Annotated in this window: 16 protein-coding genes; 6 read left to right on the forward strand and 10 right to left on the reverse strand. The window is 66.4% G+C overall.

The features are described from left to right. From ABDW59_RS20790 to ABDW59_RS20800, 3 genes are all read left to right on the forward strand, one after another. Positions 1–111, forward strand: a 111-nt coding sequence (locus tag ABDW59_RS20790) for a transposase (protein ID WP_343632743.1), incomplete at its 5' end; no start/stop codon positions are given. A gap of 367 nt (positions 112–478) precedes the next feature. Beyond that, positions 479–1402: a hypothetical protein gene (locus ABDW59_RS20795; RefSeq protein ID WP_343632686.1), complete on the forward strand. Its 924-nt coding sequence runs from the start codon at positions 479–481 to the stop codon at positions 1400–1402. Between the two features lie 57 nt (positions 1403–1459). Next, positions 1460–1882: a hypothetical protein gene (locus ABDW59_RS20800; protein ID WP_343632687.1), complete on the forward strand. Its 423-nt coding sequence runs from the start codon at positions 1460–1462 to the stop codon at positions 1880–1882. A 7-nt stretch (positions 1883–1889) separates the two neighbouring features. Here ABDW59_RS20800 and ABDW59_RS20805 read toward each other — a convergent pair whose 3' ends face one another. Next, positions 1890–4064: an oleate hydratase gene (locus ABDW59_RS20805; RefSeq protein ID WP_343632689.1), complete on the reverse strand. Its 2175-nt coding sequence runs from the start codon at positions 4062–4064 to the stop codon at positions 1890–1892. 2 nt (positions 4065–4066) lie between these two features. Between ABDW59_RS20805 and ABDW59_RS20810 the strand changes: the two genes are divergently transcribed. Next, positions 4067–4687: a DUF4124 domain-containing protein gene (locus ABDW59_RS20810; protein WP_343632691.1), complete on the forward strand. Its 621-nt coding sequence runs from the start codon at positions 4067–4069 to the stop codon at positions 4685–4687. Between the two features lie 48 nt (positions 4688–4735). Here ABDW59_RS20810 and ABDW59_RS20815 read toward each other — a convergent pair whose 3' ends face one another. Together ABDW59_RS20815 and ABDW59_RS20820 are read right to left on the reverse strand one after the other, a co-directional pair. Further along, entirely contained in the window at positions 4736–5512 is a 777-nt protein-coding gene (locus ABDW59_RS20815; RefSeq protein ID WP_343632693.1) for a YoaK family protein, read from the reverse strand. Between the two features lie 36 nt (positions 5513–5548). Then, entirely contained in the window at positions 5549–5953 is a 405-nt protein-coding gene (locus tag ABDW59_RS20820) for an RT0821/Lpp0805 family surface protein (RefSeq protein ID WP_343632695.1), read from the reverse strand. A gap of 131 nt (positions 5954–6084) precedes the next feature. On the opposite strand from ABDW59_RS20820, the gene ABDW59_RS20825 reads away from it, so the two are divergent. Both ABDW59_RS20825 and ABDW59_RS20830 read left to right on the forward strand, forming a co-directional pair. After that, entirely contained in the window at positions 6085–7188 is a 1104-nt protein-coding gene (locus ABDW59_RS20825; RefSeq protein WP_343632697.1) for a linear amide C-N hydrolase, read from the forward strand. 541 nt (positions 7189–7729) lie between these two features. Next, the gene (locus ABDW59_RS20830) at positions 7730–10096 is read left to right on the forward strand and encodes a TonB-dependent receptor (protein WP_343632699.1); all 2367 of its coding nucleotides are present in this window, start codon (positions 7730–7732) and stop codon (positions 10094–10096) included. A 12-nt stretch (positions 10097–10108) separates the two neighbouring features. Here ABDW59_RS20830 and ABDW59_RS20835 read toward each other — a convergent pair whose 3' ends face one another. The 7 genes from ABDW59_RS20835 to guaD all read right to left on the reverse strand — a co-directional run bounded on the left by ABDW59_RS20835 (position 10109) and on the right by guaD (position 18848). Continuing rightward, positions 10109–10504, reverse strand: coding sequence for a cold shock domain-containing protein (locus ABDW59_RS20835; protein WP_343632701.1), 396 nt, complete (start codon positions 10502–10504; stop codon positions 10109–10111). A 183-nt stretch (positions 10505–10687) separates the two neighbouring features. Continuing rightward, positions 10688–12673: a S9 family peptidase gene (locus ABDW59_RS20840; RefSeq protein WP_343632703.1), complete on the reverse strand. Its 1986-nt coding sequence runs from the start codon at positions 12671–12673 to the stop codon at positions 10688–10690. Positions 12674–12696: 23 nt separating this feature from the next. Continuing rightward, positions 12697–13920 (reverse strand): BMP family ABC transporter substrate-binding protein, encoded by a 1224-nt coding sequence (locus ABDW59_RS20845; protein WP_343632705.1) that lies wholly within the window; start codon positions 13918–13920, stop codon positions 12697–12699. A 16-nt stretch (positions 13921–13936) separates the two neighbouring features. Beyond that, positions 13937–14857, reverse strand: coding sequence for an ABC transporter permease (locus ABDW59_RS20850; RefSeq protein ID WP_343632707.1), 921 nt, complete (start codon positions 14855–14857; stop codon positions 13937–13939). Continuing rightward, positions 14857–15939 (reverse strand): ABC transporter permease, encoded by a 1083-nt coding sequence (locus ABDW59_RS20855; protein WP_343632709.1) that lies wholly within the window; start codon positions 15937–15939, stop codon positions 14857–14859. The genes ABDW59_RS20850 and ABDW59_RS20855 overlap by 1 nt, the downstream gene beginning before the upstream one ends. Further along, positions 15926–17518, reverse strand: coding sequence for an ABC transporter ATP-binding protein (locus tag ABDW59_RS20860; RefSeq protein ID WP_343632711.1), 1593 nt, complete (start codon positions 17516–17518; stop codon positions 15926–15928). Before ABDW59_RS20860 ends, ABDW59_RS20855 begins: the two co-directional genes overlap by 14 nt. A gap of 16 nt (positions 17519–17534) precedes the next feature. After that, the gene (gene guaD / locus ABDW59_RS20865; RefSeq protein WP_343632713.1) at positions 17535–18848 is read right to left on the reverse strand and encodes a guanine deaminase; all 1314 of its coding nucleotides are present in this window, start codon (positions 18846–18848) and stop codon (positions 17535–17537) included. Positions 18849–18852 lie beyond the last annotated feature (4 nt).

Below are 18852 nucleotides of genomic sequence, written 5' to 3' on the forward strand. Positions count from 1 at the left end.
GAGGGTATCAACAACAAGATCAAAGTCATCAAGCGCATGGCCTACGGCTTCCGCGATGACGACTACTTCTTCCTCAAGATCCGGGCAGCATTCCCCGGAGATCGGCGATGAACCTTTTTCTTTGGTCGCGTCGATTGCTTCTTACCACCGAGATCCGAGGGACCGCATCCCAACGATGCAACCGCCGCGCATCTAGCTAGCTCAAAGCAACGCTCGCGGCACGGTCACCGATCCCAGCTGCTCTTCGGAACCGAGGTCATATGCCGAGCGCGGGCCAATCGCCACACTCCCATTGGAATGAACGGATCAAAGAAAACATCGTCAGCCTCGACCACATCGCTCGCTCCGCTTACGTGGAAAACCTCAACTCACGCAAAGCATGGTCATCTCGGACTGTGCTGCACCTCAGCATTGCGCGAAGCAGGCCGTTCGGTGAACATTACGCCGCACCAGAAAAGCACGACACCATGGGAGTCACATGACCAAACGAGACTGGCCGCTCATCGCATTGGGTTTTGGAATGACCATCTGGGGCATAGCAACGCTGCTCAAACCAATCCTCCCAAAGGGCGAATCGGACTCAATGAAGCTGGTCGAACTCGGAGTCGCGGTTCTTTCGGCATTCGGCACCATTGCAGCAGCCATATTTGCCGCCGTCAGCGCCAAAACCTCAAAGGACAGCGCGGAGGCGGCTCGTGGCGCTTTGGATGAGGCGCGACTAGCACGACGAGACGAAGTCACTCCAAGAATAATACTCGAACGCGATTTTTTTGATCTCTCAGGCCATTGGCCACACAAGCTCAGCCTAAATAGCGAGCCCGTTTACCTTTCCCGAGCACATTGGAAAGATGAAAACCCAAAACCACCGACGTTTCTACTCCAAAACTTCGGACAAAGCCCTGCGATTGAAATATCGATTGTTTGGGAGCTATCCGATTCACTCGGCGATTACGCCCTTTCAGAACGGTACTCTGCCCTTGGCGTCAAGATTGAGAATTTCCATTACACAACGGGAACACATCCTACTCTCATAGTTCCTTCTCATGCCGGCGGAGAATCCGGAACACCTCTTTACCGGAGATGGACGACTCAGATCGCAAGCTGCTCCCCAAACCAAAAGAGAATCGTAGATTTTCCGAGCCACCTCCTCTGTACCATTTTCACCCGCGGACTTCAGGTCGGATCCGTCTATTACGAAGAAGGAATGACATTAAAAGCTACGATCTTCTGTCACGCCTTAGACGGAACGGAGCACAAAACTCAGTTCCGATGGAAGATCAGACCATTCACGCATGGTCAAATTAATCCGATTGTCGTCAACACCCATATATCCGAGAGCCCTCTTTACTCGAAGCCTAAGGGACCCCTAGCTCTGTCCAATATCAATTCTGCCGGCGAGTAAGTTGAATTCCTGACCTCAAGGGGACCCAGTCGATCAGCAAAACAAATTGATCGCTCCATGTCCATGTTCCTAGCTTTCAGCGCGTTGATCCTTGTACTTCTAGCAATCTTCTTGTTAGGGGATCCGCCCTTGCGACCTCCCGTCGCTGATCGGATCTCCATCGACTTCGACGACACCGAGTTCCGCGTGCATCGCCACGACGGCGAAACACCCACCTCCTCCGAGCACTTCCAATGGAAGGATGTGACTCGCGTCTGCTTCATCGATGCCGGGCTCTACAACTCCGATGTGATCCTCATCGAAGTACGCGGCCGCGAGCAACCCATCGGCATTCCCACCGAATGCGCAGGCGGCACGGAGTTCTTCGGCAAGCTCTGCGACTCGGGCCTCTTCCCAGAGGAGGTATCGCTGAAAGCGGTCCGCGAAACCGGCGGCCGAACTCATTGCTGGCCGCCGCACGAGCAAGACGTCGCGCACTAGGCGCGCGTCACTTCGACTTGCCGCCCAATCCCTCCCTCACCCTTTCCAACCACCCCGACACCGCCCCCACCGCCTGACTCCCCTTCCCCAGCAAGGAATGGAGTTCCGCCTCCGCGCGATCGGCGAGGGATTCCTCCTTCTCCGGCAATGGCGGCAGGATGTGCGCAAAGTAGGTGTGCCCCAGCAGCCGATGCAACAGCCGTTCTCCCGGGAATGGCTCGTTGTTGTTGAGCGCTCTGGCGCCTTTGAGGATGTTCCGGATGTCGTATTGCGTCGGGCTGATATCCGGCACGACCTTGGGCAGCCCGAGCAGCGTATACACCCCGATCCGCGCCGTCCTCACCGAGCTCTCCATCGTGAAGATGATGTCATTGCTCGTCTCCACGAACTGCCCGACCAGCGCGAGATTCGTGCATCCCTCCGGCACCACATGCGGCCGATCGCCCGCGGCGCGCGGCATGAATTGGGCGGTGATGTAGGGCATCAGCGCCGTACGGACCTTGGTATTCGCCGCGATCTCGTCCATGCGGTCCACGATGCCGAGGTGATAACTGAGCTCCTCCAGAATCTCCCGGCCCGTGCAGGCCGGCATGGTCTTGCGGACGTAATTGCCCTGCTTGTCCATCAAGAGCGCATAGACCCACAGCACCAGCACGTCATCCGGCTGCGTCGGGAAATGCGGCTGCCGATTGCAGGTGAAGCTCAGCACCCAGTTGGAATCGGTGAAGGTGATGATCCCGCCCGTCACCGTCTTGCCTGAATACGGGTCGTTGACCGACAACTCCTTCAACCGATCCACCAGCGGCGAGGGCTTGCAGGTCAAGGTGGCCGATTCCCACATCGAGCCCGCGACATTCCCGTAGAACTTCTCCGGCCGACCGAAGACCGGCGACTTCTTCGCCAGGTTCTTCCAGAGCGTCCAATCGCTGTCCTCGCCAGGCTCCTCATTCCCACGGGCAAGGACTGGCACCGTGTTCATGTCTCCGTAGGCGGTGCCCTCCGTCATCGAGCCGGTCAGCGCGAACACCACGTCCCGCGGCCCGACGGCAATCGAATCCTCGTTCCCGCCGGTCTTGCAACGGATCGCCGTCACCCGGCGGCCGCCATTCTCCTCAGCGAAATCCAGATCATGCACGCGCGTATCGAATCGCACCTGCACGCCCTTCGCCTTCAGATGGCGCGTCAGCGGCACGACGAAACTGTCGTACTGGTTGTACTTGGGGAAGACCAGCGCCGACATGTCCGTCAGCCCGTCGATCGCATCGAGGAATCGATGCATGTAGAGCTTCACTTCCAGCAGGCTCTGCCAGTTCTCGAAGGCAAACATCGAGCGCCAGAGATACCAGAAATTGGTCTCGAAAAAGCCCGGGCTGAAGTACTCCTCGATGGTGACGTCGTCGAGCTCCTCCTTGCGCTTGAGCAGCAGCTTGATCACCTCCCACTGCTGCGACTTGCTCAGCCCCAGCGTCGAGAAATCGCGAATCTGGCCCTGCTTGTGCATCAGCCGCGCCTTCGACCAATTCGGATCGTTGTCATTCACGAGCCGGTATTCATCGAGAACGCTATAGCCCTCCGGCAGCTCCAGCGCCTGCACGTCCTGGAAGACGTCCCAGAAGTTGTCGTAGTTCCAATTCATCTCCCGGCCGCCGCGGACGATGTAGCCGTCCTCGGCATTGCCGGCGCCGTCCAGCGACCCGCCGGTGATGTTCAGCGTGTCGAGGATGGTGATGTCCTCGCCCTTCATGCCGCCGTCGCGAATCATGTAGAAGGCCGCGGCCAATCCCGCGATACCGCCGCCGATGATCCAGGCCTTGCGGCCCTCGACCGGCTCGATCGGCACCGGGCGGTGCCGCATGTAGTTGCCGGTCATGTCCGACGGCGGCAGCGTGTCGGTCGGGCCCTTGCGCCAGAAGCGCTCTCCGACATTGGCTTCGACCGGCGTCGACAGCGATTGGGATTGCATTGCGCGACCACGCTCATTCGTCATGACTGTCCCTTTCATATCGCCGGACTTCGGCGAGTGCGAAGACCAATGTATCGATCGAATCCCGCCATCCGATTGACATTGGTCAGGTGGGTCACCGGCAAGGGCGACATGCCAATCGACCCATTTCCAAAACTCTGTCGGCCAGGTAAACGGGAGTCGGCGCTCGCGCGTTCGACCTAGCTTCAGGGAGATCAAACATGCGCGCCCACATCATTTCCGTCCTGGCCCTCGCGATGAGCGCGGCCTGCTCGGGCAACGCCCACGCCGAAGTCTGGAAATGCGTCGTCGACGGCAAGGTCCATTACTCCGACGTCCCGTGCCCCAGCAAAGGCGAGGCCATGCCCGCGCGCAAGCTGCAGAGCAATTCGGTCGACGCCTCCACCGATCGCGCCCGCGTCGCGGCGATCGCCGCCGAGGCCGAAGCCGCCGCGGAAGCCGACCGGCAATCGGCCATGAATCGTCCGCCCGTGGCGCCGACCGCGCCCGCGAATGTCTGTCCCTCCGATCGCGACATCGCCGGCATGGAGACCAAGGCCAGCTCCTTCTCGCTCAGCACCGAGGCGAAACGATTCGTCCAGGATGAGATCCGCCGCGCGCGGCAATGCCAGAAGGGTCAGGGCCGATACAACGCCGCCGACTGGAACATCAGCAAGCAGGCCGTCGATGCGCAGAGCAGCCTGACCGGCGCCGCCGATGCGCGTCGTCGTGCGGAGGCCATGCACAGCGCGGCCGATCCGGCGGAGGCCGATCGGATTGCCCGTCAGCAGGAAATCGAGCAGCGCGAGGCTGCCCGGCAGCAACGCTTGCAGAAGCGCTAAGAGCGCGAAGGGCGCGAAGGGCACTGGCTTCTTACCCCACGCGCGCCCTCATTGATCGCGTTTCAGCGGTCCCCGCTTCAGCAACTCCCGCCACATGGCCCAGTCTCTCGACATCGGCGGGAGCGACAACACGAACAGCAAAGCCGCCAATGGAATCACGCACACGAATCCCACGTGCTTGAATCCCAGCGCCCCGGCCGCGCCGCCGATCACGAAGGCCGCCAGCAATCCCCCGGCACGTTTGGCGCGCAGGCGGTCGTGCCGGACTGCCGGCCGCGTCTGCTCGGGACGGCGATTCCAATACAGCATCTTCCCCAGCTCCATGCCGAGGTCGGTGATGTTCCCGGTCATGTGCGTCGTGCGGATGCTCCCGCCCGAAGTCTTGGATCCGACCGCGTTCTGCAGTCCCATGATGAAAGAGAGCAGCAGCACCGTCAGCGGCACCGCGAAGGGCGTGTGCCAGGTGAGCGTGATCGCGCCCATCAATCCGAACGGGAACAGCAAGGCCGCTTCCAGCATCAAGGGGAGTGCATAGACGCTGCGCAATCGGTGTTGCCGCGCCCAATTGACCAGCATCGCGCAGACCGCCGCGCCGCAGACGAAGGCGAGGATCGCGCCCAGCGCATTGAGCACCAGCGTCCCCTGCCCCAGCACCGCGCCGTCCGCGAGCTGCGACGCGAAGCCGGTCATGTGGGACGTGTAGCGCTGCAGGACGAGAAAGCCGCCCGCATTCACCGCGCCGGCATTGAACGCCAGCAGCAGCCCGAGTGCCTGATTCGTGGACGGCGCACGATGGCGACTCGTCAGATGGAGCAGTCGTCTCACTGCTCCGGCTTTCCGGTCGATGAGATCGTCACGTCGTCACTTGCCCGCTGAGAGCTCCCAGCGGCCTTCCGCGGACTTGCAGGCATTCCAGACGCTGGACTTCTCCGACCGCTTCTTGGACGACACCCACACCTGCACGCGCTTGCAGCTGCGGCCGTCCTGGGTCTCGCTGTGCCGCAGCTCCTTGAAGCGGCCTGCGGCGCCGGTCGCAGGATTGCTCCAGCGGACTTCCTCGGGCGTGCCCGTGGCGCTCAAAGTCTTGTTGGCCGCGTCGAGGAACATCCGCAGATCCTCGTCGTCGAAGTTCTCGGCGGGCGTGTTCTTCAGCGCGGCGATCCAGCCGGCGGCGTGCGCGGGCGTGGTCAGTCCGACCGAGATCCACACCCCCAACACCAATGCGGACCAGGCCGCAGCGGACGGAAACGCAAACAGGCGACGCATGACAACTCCCCGGTGGCGATGACAGTGCGGTCCATGATACGGTCGCTCCGACCCGGCCGTCACCCGATCGCTTCGAGTCATGGCCTCCGAGTCCTGCATGTCTGTTTCACCGCTCGTCCAGGGAGGACACGATGACGCGATCGATGAGGCTCTTCACGCGGACCCGCCAGGCGCTCAGCGCGCTCGCGGCTGTCACGGCCATCACCGCATTCAGTGCGGCGCCATTCGGTGAATCCGCCCAGGCCTGCACTCGGGCCGTCTATCTGGGACCGAATGGCAACGTCATCACCGTCCGGTCGATGGACTGGAAAGTGGACGTCGCCACCAACCTCTGGATCTTTCCGCGCGGGATGGCGCGCACCGGAGAGGCCGGCCCCAACTCGCTGAAATGGACCTCTCGCTATGGGAGCGTCATCGCCACCGGCTACGACATCTCCACCACGGACGGCGTCAATGAAGCCGGTCTCTCGGCCAACGTGCTGTGGCTGGTCGAATCGAAGTATCCGAAGTTCGACGGGACCAAGCCCGGCCTGACGATCGCGGCCTGGGCGCAGTACGTGCTGGACAGCTTCGGCAGCGTGCGCGAGGCCGTCGAAGCGCTACGCCGAGAGCCCTTCACACCCGTCACCGACAACGTGCCCGGCGAGGACCGCCTGGCCACCTTGCACCTCTCGCTGTCCGACGCCAGCGGGGACAGCGCGATCGTCGAGTACATCGACGGCAAGCAGGTCATCCACCATGGTCGCGAGTACCAGGTCATGACCAACTCGCCGACCTTCGATCATCAGCTGGCGCTCAACGAGTACTGGAAGCAGATCGGCGGCACAGTGATGCTGCCCGGCACCAATCGCGCGTCCGATCGATTCGCGCGGGCGAGCTTCTATGTGAATGCGATTCCGCGCTATGAAGATCCGGACCTCGCGCTGGCGGCGATGTTCAGCGTGATCCGCAATGCCTCGGTGCCCTTGGGCATCAGCACGCCCAACGAGCCCAACATCTCATCGACGCGCTGGCGCACCGTGGTCGATCACAAGCGCAAGCTCTACTTCTTCGAATCGGCGTTGACGCCGAACGCCTTCTGGGTCGATCTGAAGAAGATCGATTTCTCGGAGAAGAGCGGCAAGGTCAAGGTGCTGGCGCTGGGCGAGCATCAGAAGAACGTCTTCGCGGGCGAGGTCTCGTCCCAGTTCAAGGAGAGCAAGCCCTTCCGCTTCCTCGGCTTGCCGGGCGCCTAGCTCCGGCAGCCGAAGCGGAGGGCGGACGACGGGGGTCAGGGTTTGCGCCTCGGGCGCCAATCGCCCATCGCTGCAACTGGGCCGGATTGACCTTGCTGATCGTCAAAGCACTGTCACGGAGCCTGGGCAGAATGCAACGCATCCGAGACATCAACCGGCTGCGACATAGGGCAGAGAGCTGGAACCCGTCACCAGCGTCACGGATACCCTCTTCCGAAAGCCACCCCCAGGGGTGGCTTTCTTCATGGGCGGGTGCGAGCGCACACGACCGCCGCAGGCGACCTCATCGACCGCGGACAACCCCGTGGATATGGGCCTTCCCTCGGGGTTTGCCCCACCCCCCGTCGCGCGGGGCCATCACCTCAAGGTAAAGAAGGTTGAAAGTCCGGGGCGACCTTCGTCACCAAACGTACACCATGCCATCCTTGCGGCCGCTTGCGTCGTGTCCGCTCCGACACGGTCCGCCGGCCTCCCGATCACACCCTCGCGCTTCCGTCACAGCCGTCGCCAGACTGGCCGCGCTTGCCCTGCCATTGCTCCGATGACACGCACCCGCCGCCCCGCCCTGCATCCGCTTTCCATTGCCTTGATGCTCGGCCTCAGCAGCTCCGCCTGGGCCCAGTCCGCCCCGCCCGCCGAATCCCCGCCGCAGAAGGCCCCCGCGCCCCAGCAGCACCCCCGCACCCGCGACGCCGACACCGCCAAGCCGGACGCCAAGCCCGATGCCCGCCTCGACCGCGTCGAGATCCAGGGCACCTCGCGCGACGACGACCAGCGCCGCGCCTCCACCGCCTCCAAGATCATCATCGGCCGCGAGGAGATCGAGCGCTACGGCGACAGCACCATCGGCGAAGTCCTCAAGCGCCTGCCCGGCGTCACCACCGGCGGCCGCCCCGGCCGCGGCGGCGAAGTCCGCATGCGCGGCATGGGCGGCGGCTACACGCAGATCCTGGTCAACGGCGAACGCATGCCGCCGGGTTTCTCGCTCGACGAGCTCCCGCCCGAACAGATCGAGCGCATCGAAGTCATGCGCGCCCCCACCGCCGAGTTCGGCGCCCGCGCCATCGCCGGCACCATCAACGTCGTCCTGCGCGAAGCCCTGCAGCGCCGCCTCAACGAGATCCGCCTGGCCTCCACCTTCGAGCGCGACCACGTCACCCCGCATCTGAGCTGGACCCGCAACGACAAGCTCGACGACAACGGCGGCGCCTACAACATCACCGTCAACGCGATGCAGCACAAGCGCGTCGACGACATCAATTCCAACTCGCTGACCCAGCTGCTGGACAGCCAGGGCAAGGTCACCCGCCAGACCCGGCTCACCAACACCGGCAACACCGAGGACCAGCGCAAGTCGCTCAACCTGACCGGCCGCCTGCAGCTGCGCCTGGACGGGGGCGACACCCTCGCGCTGCAGCCCTTCGTCATGGTCAACCGCGGCACCGGCGCCAGCCAGTTCAACCAGGACCAGAGCCCTTCTCTGCCCGCCACCGACCTGGACCACATCCGCTACACCGACGCGTCCGCCGACAACACCAGCCGCGCCGCCATGGCGCGACTGAACCTGCAGTGGAACAAGCGCATCGACGAGCAATCGCGCCTGGAATCGCGCCTCGGCGTCGGCCGGATGACGATGCGGAACGCCTCGCATCGCGAGGAAGACAACGGCCTGAGCTTCTACCGCACGCAGGACGACGACACCCGCAGCCGCGACACCTCGTGGAGCTTCAGCTCCAAGCTCAGCCACCAGCTGGAGAACGAGCACAACCTGGTCGCCGGCATCGAGGGCGAAGGTACGCGCCGCAACCAGACCCGCACCTGCCTGCAGAGCTATGTCGAGGGCTCGGCCGGCGCGCCCTGCGTCTTCCTGGCCGACTTCGGCGACAACGTCAACGCGTCCACCCGCCGCTTCGCCGCCTATGCGCAGGACGAGTGGAGCGTCGGCAAGCAGTGGGGCTTCTATGCCGGTCTGCGCTGGGAAGGCATCAAGACCGAGAGCACCAGCAACATGGGCCCGATCAGCAACAGCTCCAGCGTCATGACGCCGCTGCTGCACGCGGTCTACAAGCTCGACGAGAAGAGCAAGGAACAGATCCGCGCCAGCCTGACCCGCAGCTACCGCTCGCCCAACCTGAACGACATCGTCGGCCGGCTGAGCATCAGCAACCGCTATGCCTGCGGCGACCCCACGCAGCCGCCCTGCACGACCAACACCATCGATTCGCCCGACCGCATGGGCAATCCGGACCTCAAGCCCGAGATGGCCACCGGCGTGGAGATCGGCTACGAGAAGTACCTCAGCAAGGGCGGCCTGCTCAGCGCCAACTTCTTCTACCGCCGCATCACCGACCTGATCCGCAATCAGGCGCTGCTGGAGCCGGTCCCGTATTCGCCGGTCCCGCGCTACGTCGTGCGTCCGCGCAACATCGGCGACGCCACGACCTACGGCGTGGAGCTGGAAGCCAAGTTCCGCCTCGACGAGTACCTCACCGACGCGCTGCCCATCAACATGCGCAGCAACCTGTCGCTGTTCCACTCGTCGGTCGACGGGATCCAGGGCCCCAACAACCGGCTGGACCAGCAGCCGCGCTACACGGCCAACCTGGGCGCGGACTACCGCCTGCGCGCCATCCCGCTGACGCTGGGCGCCTCGCTGAACTACACGCCGTCCAACCTGCTGCAGCAGAGCAACCAGGTGCTGGCCGAGGTCGACAAGAAGCGCGTCATCGACGTCTCCGCGATGTGGACCTTCTCGTCCGCCGTGGCGTTGCGGGTCTCCGCCAGCAACCTGCAACCGCTGAGCTACGGCAACGGCAGCCTGTCCATCACGCCGGGCCGCATCGTCACCAGCGAGAGTACCGGCCGCACCTTCACCGTGTGGCAGGTCCGGCTGGAGATGAAGGTCTGATCGTCGGCCTGATCAATGCCGCGCGGCCTCGCGCGACGCGACCAGCGCATGGCTGGCGGGCGACCACACGGTCGCGCCCACGCCCAGCGCGAGCAGCGCCAGCACCATCCACACCAGCGGCGACGCGCGCCGGCGGCCGATCGGCCGCGGCGGGCGCGAGCCCTGACGCGCCGGGCGCAGCTGCGACGGCACCTTGTAGGCCGACAGCCGCTGCAGGCGGACCGCCTGTTTGCTGCCGTCACTCTTGGACACAACCTCGAAGCTGATGCGCTCGCCCTCTTGAGGCGACTGCCCGTCCATCGGGAAAGCCGACACGTGCACGAACAGCGCTTCGCCGCCCTGCTCCGGTCGCACCAGCCCATGGCCGCGCTCGGCGTACCAGCTGTCCAACGTTCCTTCGAACCGCATGTAGCAATCCCCCAAGCGAGTTGCCGCTTCTCGCGCCGCGGGCGCAGGGCCCGCGAGACGCCTGGAAGCGGCGCTTCTCTCTCTGAACGAAAAAGCGCCCGGCGACTTCGGCCGGGCATAGGGGACGGATCCTGCCTGCGCTGCGAACATGCGCCGCAACCAGCTGTAAGCCGTGCAACGCCCTCAGGGCTTGGCGACTTGCACGCCCGGTTTCAGATAGCGGTCCAGGAAGGACAGCATCTGGCGGTTGGACTCGATCTGGTTCTTCTTCTTGCTGAAGCCGTGGCCCTCGTCGTCGAAGACGATGTACTCGACCGGCACGCCGTTTTTCTTGACCGCCTCGACGATCTCGTCGCTCTCGGGCTTGATCACGCGCGGGTCGTTCTTGCCCTGGATCACCATCAGCGGCTTGCGGATCTCCTTGGCATGAAACAGCGGCGAGGTCGCGATCAGCATCTCCTTGTCCTTCACCGGATCGCCGATCTCCTGGTACAGCGCCTTGCGGAAGCTCTCCCAGTAGGGCGGGATCGATTCCAGCGTGCGCAGCCAGTTGGACACGCCGAAGATGTCGATGCCGACCTTGAAGGCCTCGGGCCGGAAGGCCATCGCCGCCAGCGTCATGTAGCCGCCGTAGCTGCCGCCCATGATGCCGATGCGCTCCGGATCGATGACGCCCGTACCGGCCAGATAGGTCTTGGCCTCGATGCAGTCCCACAGCGGCTCGCGGCCGTGCTTGCCGTCGTCGGCGGTGAAGAAGCTCTTCCCGTAGCCGGAGCTGCCGCGGTTGTTGATGCCCAGCACCGCGTAGCCGTGATTCACCAGGTATTGAATGGTCGCGTTGTAGCCGCGCATGGTCTGCCCGCCCGGGCCGCCGTGGACGTAGAGCACCGCCGGCACCTTGTGCGTGGGCGAGGCCTCCTTGGGCTGGTAGTAGACCGACGGAATCACCATCCCGTCGAAGGACTTGAAGCGCACGATGCGGCCTTCGACGAGCTCCTCCGGATCGATCTCCTTGGACAGGCTCTGCGTCAGCTGCTTGGCGCGCTTGGTGCCGAAGTCGTAGACGTAGAGATTGCTGGGCGAGCGGTCCCCATTCAGATAGAAGGCCATGCGCTGGCTGGTGCGGGAGAAGCTCACCCCGCGCAGCTCGCCGCCCGGCAGCTTGGGCAGCGCGACCGGCTTGCCGTCCGCCGCCGTGACGATGCGCAGCTCCAGGCTGGAGTCCGCGTTGATGCCGGTGACGCGGTAGCGGCCGTCGCGCGAGAACACGCTGTAGACGATGTCCCAGTCCGCCTTCTCCATCTCGCGCGTCTGGCCGGAGGCCAGGTCGTAGGCCTGCAGCCGCGTGAACTCGCTGCCTTGGTTGGACAGGATCAGCAGCGTCTTCGATTCCGGATCGAAGCCCGCCGCGCTGAACGAAGCCACGCCCTCGTGCGGCGTCAGGTGCTGGGTCTGCTTGCTCTGCGTGTCGTAGAGGTACACGTCGGAGTCGGCCGTCGTGTTGGTCCGCCCCAGCGCGACCCAGCGCCCGTCGCCGCTGACGCCGAAGACGGCCATGCCGTCGTCGTTGCGATATACCAGCTCGCGCGCATAGGTCTTGGCGTCGTAGCGATAGAGGTCGATGAAGCGCGGATCGCGCTCGTTGGTCGTCACGTAAAAGCTGTTGCCGTCCTGGCCCCAGCCGCTGAAGCCGGCCTTGACCTTCTCGCCGGGGGTCAGGTCTTTCTCGCTGCCGTCGAGCTCGCGGACGTAGAGGTGGTTGTTCTCGTCGCCGCCCTTGTCGCGGGTGTAAAGCACGCGATCGTCGTTGCGGAAATAGCCCACGCCGTAATGCGTGTCGGTCTTGGAGGTTGTCAGCGCCACCGGTTCGCCGCCGTCGACGGAGATGCTGTAGACATTGAACACGCCGGTCACGTTGCTGCTGAACAGGATGCGCTTCTCGTCCGCCGAGAACGAGGCGCCGGTGACCGAGGTGGTCGCCATGAACTGCTCGATCGTGTAGGGCTTGGCGGCGCGCGGGGAAGCCGCCTTCGCGGCCGAGCTCGCAGCCGAGCTCACCGGCTTGCCGGCGGGCTTGTCGGCGGCCTGCGCCGTCGACGTGATCGCCAGGCCCGTGGCCATGGCCAGGCAGGCCGCGCCGACCGTGGCGCGCAACGTCATCTCTCTCATCGTGTCTCCCTGTTGTGTTGACTTCATTTGCCCGCAGGCACCTGACCCTCGACGCCCTTGACGTAGAACTTGATGCCCTGGAGGAACTTGTCGTCGGCGACGGCGTCCTTGGCCAGGACCTCCTTGCCGTCCTGGCCGGCGATCGGGCCCTTCCAGATCACGAAGCTGCCGTCCTTGAGCCCGGCCTTCACCTGATCCAGCTTGGCCTTCACCTCGGCCGGCACCGCCGCGTTGAGCGACACCAGATCGATCGCGCCTTCCTTGACGCCCCACCAGCTGTGCTTGCCCGGGCCGGCGCTCCAGCTGCCGTCCAGCACCGACTTCACCGTCGCGACGTAATACGGGGTCCAGTTGATCACCGCCGAGCCCAGATGGGCCTTGGGCCCGTAGCCGCTCATGTCCGAGTCCCAGCCGAAGGCGTACTTGCCGTTTTTCTCCGCCGTCTGCAGCACCGCGCTGGAATCGGTGTTCTGCATCAACACGTCGGCGCCGGCGTTGATCAGTGTCTGCGCGGCGTTGGTCTCCTGCGGCGGGTTGAACCAGTCGTTGACCCACACCACCTTGACGGTGATCTTGGGGTTGCTGCTCTGCGCGCCCAGCGTGAAGCTGTTGATGTTGCGGATGACTTCAGGGATCGGGATCGAGCCGACCACGCCCAGCGTGCCCGTCTTGCTCATCGCGCCCGCGACCAGCCCGGCCATGTAGGCGCCCTCGTAGGTGCGCGAGTCGTAGGTCCGCAGGTTGGCCGCCTGCTTGTAGCCGGTGGCGTGCTCGAACTTCACCTGCGGGCTGTCGGCGGCGACCTTGAGCATCGGCTCCATGTAGCCGAAAGTCGTGCCGAACACCAGCGTGTTGCCCTGCTGGACCATGTCGCGGAAGACGCGCTCGGCATCGGCCGCCTCGGGCACCTTCTCGACGAAGCTGGTCTTGATGCGGGCGCCGAATTCCTTCTCCAGCGCCTTGCGCGCGTTGTCGTGGGCGAAGGTCCAGCCGCCGTCGCCCACCGGGCCCACGTAGGCGAAGGCGATGTTCAGCGGCTCGCCCGGCGCGGCGCTGCCCGCAGTGGCGCCGGCCTCGGGCGCGGACGCCGCGCCGGCGGGCGCCTCGTCCTTCTTGCCGCAGCCGGCGAGCAGCAACAGCGAGGCCGCCGCGACGGCAAGCAGCGGACGACGCGTGAAGCCGCGGACGTTCGAGGCGCCGGCGTCGGCACTGCGAGCGTTGAGGGCATTGAGGGCGCGAGGGGTCATGGGCTCTCCATAGGAATCAGGTGCCGGGATGGAAGGGGCGTCCCAGCGAGGCCGGCATGTTGGCGCGGATGAAGCTCTCGTTGCGGGAGATCAGCACCAGCACCACGATCGTGGCCAGGTAGGGCAGCATGCTCAGGAACTGGCTGGCCACCTGCACGCCCTGCCCTTGCAGGTGGAACTGCAGCATGGTGACGCCCCCGAACAGGCAGGCGCCGAGCAAGACACGTGCCGGACGCCAGGTCGCGAAGCTGGTCAGCGCCAGCGCGATCCAGCCCTTGCCGGCGACCATGCCCTCCACCCACAGCGGCGTGTAGACCACCGAGCAGTAGGCGCCCGCCAGCCCGCACAAGGCACCACCGGCGATCACCGCCGCGAGCCGGATGCGCCGCACCGGATAGCCCAGCGCATGCGCCGATTCGGGGGACTCGCCGACCGCGCGCAGCACCAGCCCGGTGCGGGTGCGAGCCAGCGCCCAGGCCAACAAGACGGTCAGCGCGATCGCCCCGTACACCAGCGGGTGCTGGCGGAACAGCGCCGGGCCGATGAAGGGGATGTCGGCAAGACCAGGCACCGCGAAGTGCGCCCGCTCGGTCAGCTTGGCCTGCACGTAGTTCTGGCCGACGAAGGCCGAGAAGCCCGCGCCGAAGAGGCTCAGCGCCAGGCCGGTCGCGTACTGGTTGGTGTTGAGATAGACCGCGAGCAGGCCGAAGGCCAGCGCCATCAGCGCGCCCGCGCCCATGCCGGCCAGAAAGCCCACCACGTCGCTGCCGCTGTGCACCGCGGCCGCGAAGCCGGCGATCGCGGCGACCAGCATCATCCCCTCGGCGCCGAGGTTCACCACGCCGGCGCGCTCGTTGATCAGCAGGCCCAGCGCGGCCAGCGCGATCAAGGTGCCGGCGTTCAGCGTCGCGGCGATGAGCAGCGCGTAGGTCTCCATCAGCGCGCCTCCTTGGACGCGCCGAGACCGCGCACGCTGCGGATCCGGTAATGGATGAGCGTGTCGCAGGCCAGCAGGCTGAACAGCAGCAGGCCCTGGAACACGCCGGTGATGGCCTTGGGCAGGCCCAGCCGCGATTGCGCGAGCTCCCCGCCGATGTAGAACATGCTCATCAAGATCCCCGACAGCACGATGCCCACCGGATGCAGCCGGCCGACGAAGGCCACGATGATGGCCGCGAAGCCGTAGCCCACCGGCACATACGGCGTGAGCTGCCCCAGCGGTCCCGCCGCCTCCAACCCGCCCGCGAGTCCGGCCAGCCCGCCCGACAGCGCCATCGCGCCCCACAGCGCGCCGCGCGAGGAGAAGCCCGCATAGCGCGCCGCCATCGGCGCGACACCGCCGACCTGCAGCGCGAAGCCCGCCATCGATCGGAACAGCAGCCACCAGCAGCCCACCACCGCCGCCAGCGCGATCCACACGCCGATGTGCAGCCGCGTGCCGGTGAAGAGCTTGGGCAACTGCGTGGCGGGCAGGAAGGTGATGGTCTGCGGGAAGTTGTAGCCGGCCGGGTCCTTCCATGGCCCGTAGACCAGGTACTGCAGCAGCAGTTCGGCGACGTAGACCAGCATCAGGCTGACCAGAATCTCGTTCGCGTGGAAACGGTCGCGCAGGAAGGCCGCGATCGAGGCCCAGGCCATGCCGCCCAGCGCGCCGGCAATCAGGATGGGCACGACGATCAGCTTCGTGCTGCCGGCATCCGCCTGCATCGCGACCCAGCCCGCGGCCATCGCGCCGGCGACGAACTGGCCCTCGGCGCCGATGTTCCAGACGTTCGCGCGGAAGGCCACCGCCAGGCCCAGCGCGATCAGCACCAGCGGCGTCGCCTTCAGACCCAGCTCGCCCAGCGCGTAGCCGTTGCGCAGCGGCTCCCAGAAGAACATGCGCAAGCCCTGCACCGGGTCCTTGCCCAGCGCGAGAAAGAGCGCGACACCGATCAGCGTGGTCAGCGCCAGCGCCATCAGCGGCGAGGCCAGCGACATCGCCAGCGAGGGCTGCGCCCGCGGTTCAAGCCGGAGCATGGACGCCCTCCTCCCACAAGCCGCTCATCCACAGGCCGATGCGCTGCACGCTGGCCTCGGCCACCGGGATCGCCGGCGAGAGCCGTCCGCGCGCCATCACCATCAGGCGATCGCTGAGCTCGAACAGCTCGTCGAGCTCCTCGCTCAGCACCAGCAGGGCGCAACCGGCCTCGCGCAGCGCGAGCAGCTCCGCGCGGATCTGCGCCGCGGCGCCCACGTCCACGCCCCAGGTCGGCTGCGCGACGATCAGCGCCTTGGGCGCGGCGTCAATCTCGCGACCCATGATGAACTTCTGGAGGTTGCCGCCCGAAAGGCTGCGCGCCGTCGCCTGCGGTCCGGCGGCTTTCACGCCGAAGCGCTCGATCAGCCGCCGCGCCAGCGCCGCGGCCTTGGCGGTCGACACATGGCCCAGGGCGCCGACCGGCTCGCGCCGGGTCAGCAAGGTGTTCTGCGCCAGCGACATCGCCGGCACCGCGCCGCGCCCGAGCCGCTCCTCCGGCACGTGATGCAGACCCAGCGCGCGACGGCGCCCCGGACCGAGCGCGCCGAGATCGACGATCGCAGCGCCGCCATCGCGGCCCGCCTCAGGGCCCCCTTCGCTGCCGTGCCCGGCAGCGCGCGGCGCATCGTCCACCCAGGTGATCGCGCCGCGCGGCGCTCGCCGATCCTCGCCGGACAGCGCGCGCAGCAGCTCCTGCTGACCGTTGCCGGACACGCCGGCCAGGCCGAGGATCTCGCCGCGGCGCAGCTCCAGCGCGATGTCCGTCAGCGCCGTGCCATGCGGCGTCTCCGGCGCGAGGCTCAGCCCGCGCACCCGCAGCCGCACCGGCGCGTCCGCATGCGCCACGCGCGCGGCGAGCTGGGGCGGCTCCGCGCCGATCATCAGCTGCGACAGGCCGGCGTTGGTCTGCTCGCGCGGATCGACCTCGCCGGTCACCCGGCCCGCGCGCATCACCGTGCAGCGATGGCACAGCGCGCGGATCTCGTCGAGCTTGTGGCTGATGTACAGGATCGCGCAGCCTTGCGCGGCCAGCTGCCGCAGCGTCACGAACAGCGCTTCCACCGCCTGCGGCGTCAGCACCGAGGTCGGCTCGTCCAGGATCAGCAGGCGCGGCGAGGTCATCAGCGCGCGCAGGATCTCGACGCGTTGCCGCTCGCCCACCGACAGCGCGTGGACGGGCCGCTCGGGGTCCAGCGGCAGGCCGTATTCGGCGGAGAGCTCGCGCACCCGCGCGCGCACCGCGTCCAGCGTGAACGAGCGATCCAGCCCCAGCCAGATGTTCTGCGCGGCGCTCAGCGAATCAAACAGCGAGAAGTGCTGATAGACCATGCTGATGCCCAACGCGCGGGCCTGCGCCGGCGTGCGCAGCGCCTGCGCGACGCCGTCCCACAGCAGCTCGCCGCCGTCGGCCTGCACCGCGCCCGCGATGATCTTCATCAGCGTGGACTTGCCGGCGCCGTTCTCGCCTAGGACCGCATGGATCTCGCCCGGCGCGACGCGCAGCGAGACCGCGTCATTGGCCCTCACGCCCGGGTACTGCTTGCTGATGCGGCGAAGTTCCAGGCGCGGCGGGCTCATGGGTGGATGGGGCTCCTCAGGGTCTCCGGTAACGGAGCGCGCCAGCGACATAGCTGGCGACCAGGTTGCGTTCGTCCGACAGCGTCATCCAGGCGAAGGCGCGTTCATGCGGATCGCGGGCCAGGTCCATGCGGGCCTGCGCGACCGGCCCGACGGCCCAGTCCCAGATACAGACGTCGGCCAGTGTAGCCACGCCGAAGTGGCCCAGTTCCTCCGACAAACCCAGGGCCTCGGCAGCGCCGCGCGTGGCCGCGTGCAGGCCCGCCCAGGCCGTCAGCCGCTGGCCCTGCAAGGCCTGCACCTTGTAGCCGTCCGCCAGCGTGCGCTGCGCCGACAGCGAGGTCCCGCCGCCGACGTCGCTCGCCGCGCTGACGCGCACGCCCGCCTGCAGCGCGCCGGTCCAGTCGAACAGCCCGCTGCCCAGGAACAGGTTGGACGAGGGGCAATGCGCGATCTGCGCGCCGCTGCGCACCAGCACACGGCGGTCCTCGTCGTCCAGCCAGATGCCGTGCGCCAGCACCGCGCGCGGATGCAGCAGGCCGACGCGGTCGTAGACGTCCAGATAGCTGCGCGCCTCGGGGAAGAGCTTGGCGACCCACTCGACCTCGCCGCGGTTCTCCGCCACGTGGGTCTGCATGTAGAGGCTGCCATCGGCGCGGCACAGTGCGCCGGCCATGGCCAGCTGCTCGGGCGTGCTGGTGGGCGCGAAACGCACCGTGACCGCATAGGACAGGCGCTCTCGGCCGTGATGGCGGGCGATCAGGTCCAGGCAGTCGCGCTCGGCCTGGACGACGTCGTCGCGCAGGCCCTCGGGCGCGTGGCGGTCCATCAGGACCTTGCCGGTGATCAGCCGCATGCCGCGTTCGGCGGCCGCGTCGAAGAGCGCGTCGGCCGAGACCTTGTGCACCGTGGGATAGACCGCGGCCGAGGTCGTGCCGTGCGCCAGCAGCGCGTCCAGGAAGCGGTCGGCGCCCAAGCGCGCGACCTCGGGGTCGACGTAGCGGCCCTCGGCCGGGAAGGTGTAGGTGTTGAGCCAGTCCAGCAGCTCGGTCCCGTAGGACGCGATCACGTCCAGCTGCGGGCTGTGCACATGCGTGTCGACGAAGCCCGGCAGGATCAACCGGCCCGAGTGGTCCTCGCGCTGCCAGCCCTCGCCCGGATCGGCGGCCTGGATGCCGGCGATGCGGCCGTGCTCGATCAGCAGCCAGTGGTCGGGGAAGAAGCGCACGGCGGGATCGTCCACGCGCGCCCATTGCGGCGCGGCGACGAAGTCCAGCAAGTCGCCCTTCAGGGCCAGGCGCGCCGGAGCGGCGGATCGATCAGTCGTCATGCGG

The sequence above is a fragment of the Roseateles sp. genome, from assembly GCF_039595295.1.
GTDB lineage: Bacteria > Pseudomonadota > Gammaproteobacteria > Burkholderiales > Burkholderiaceae_C > Roseateles.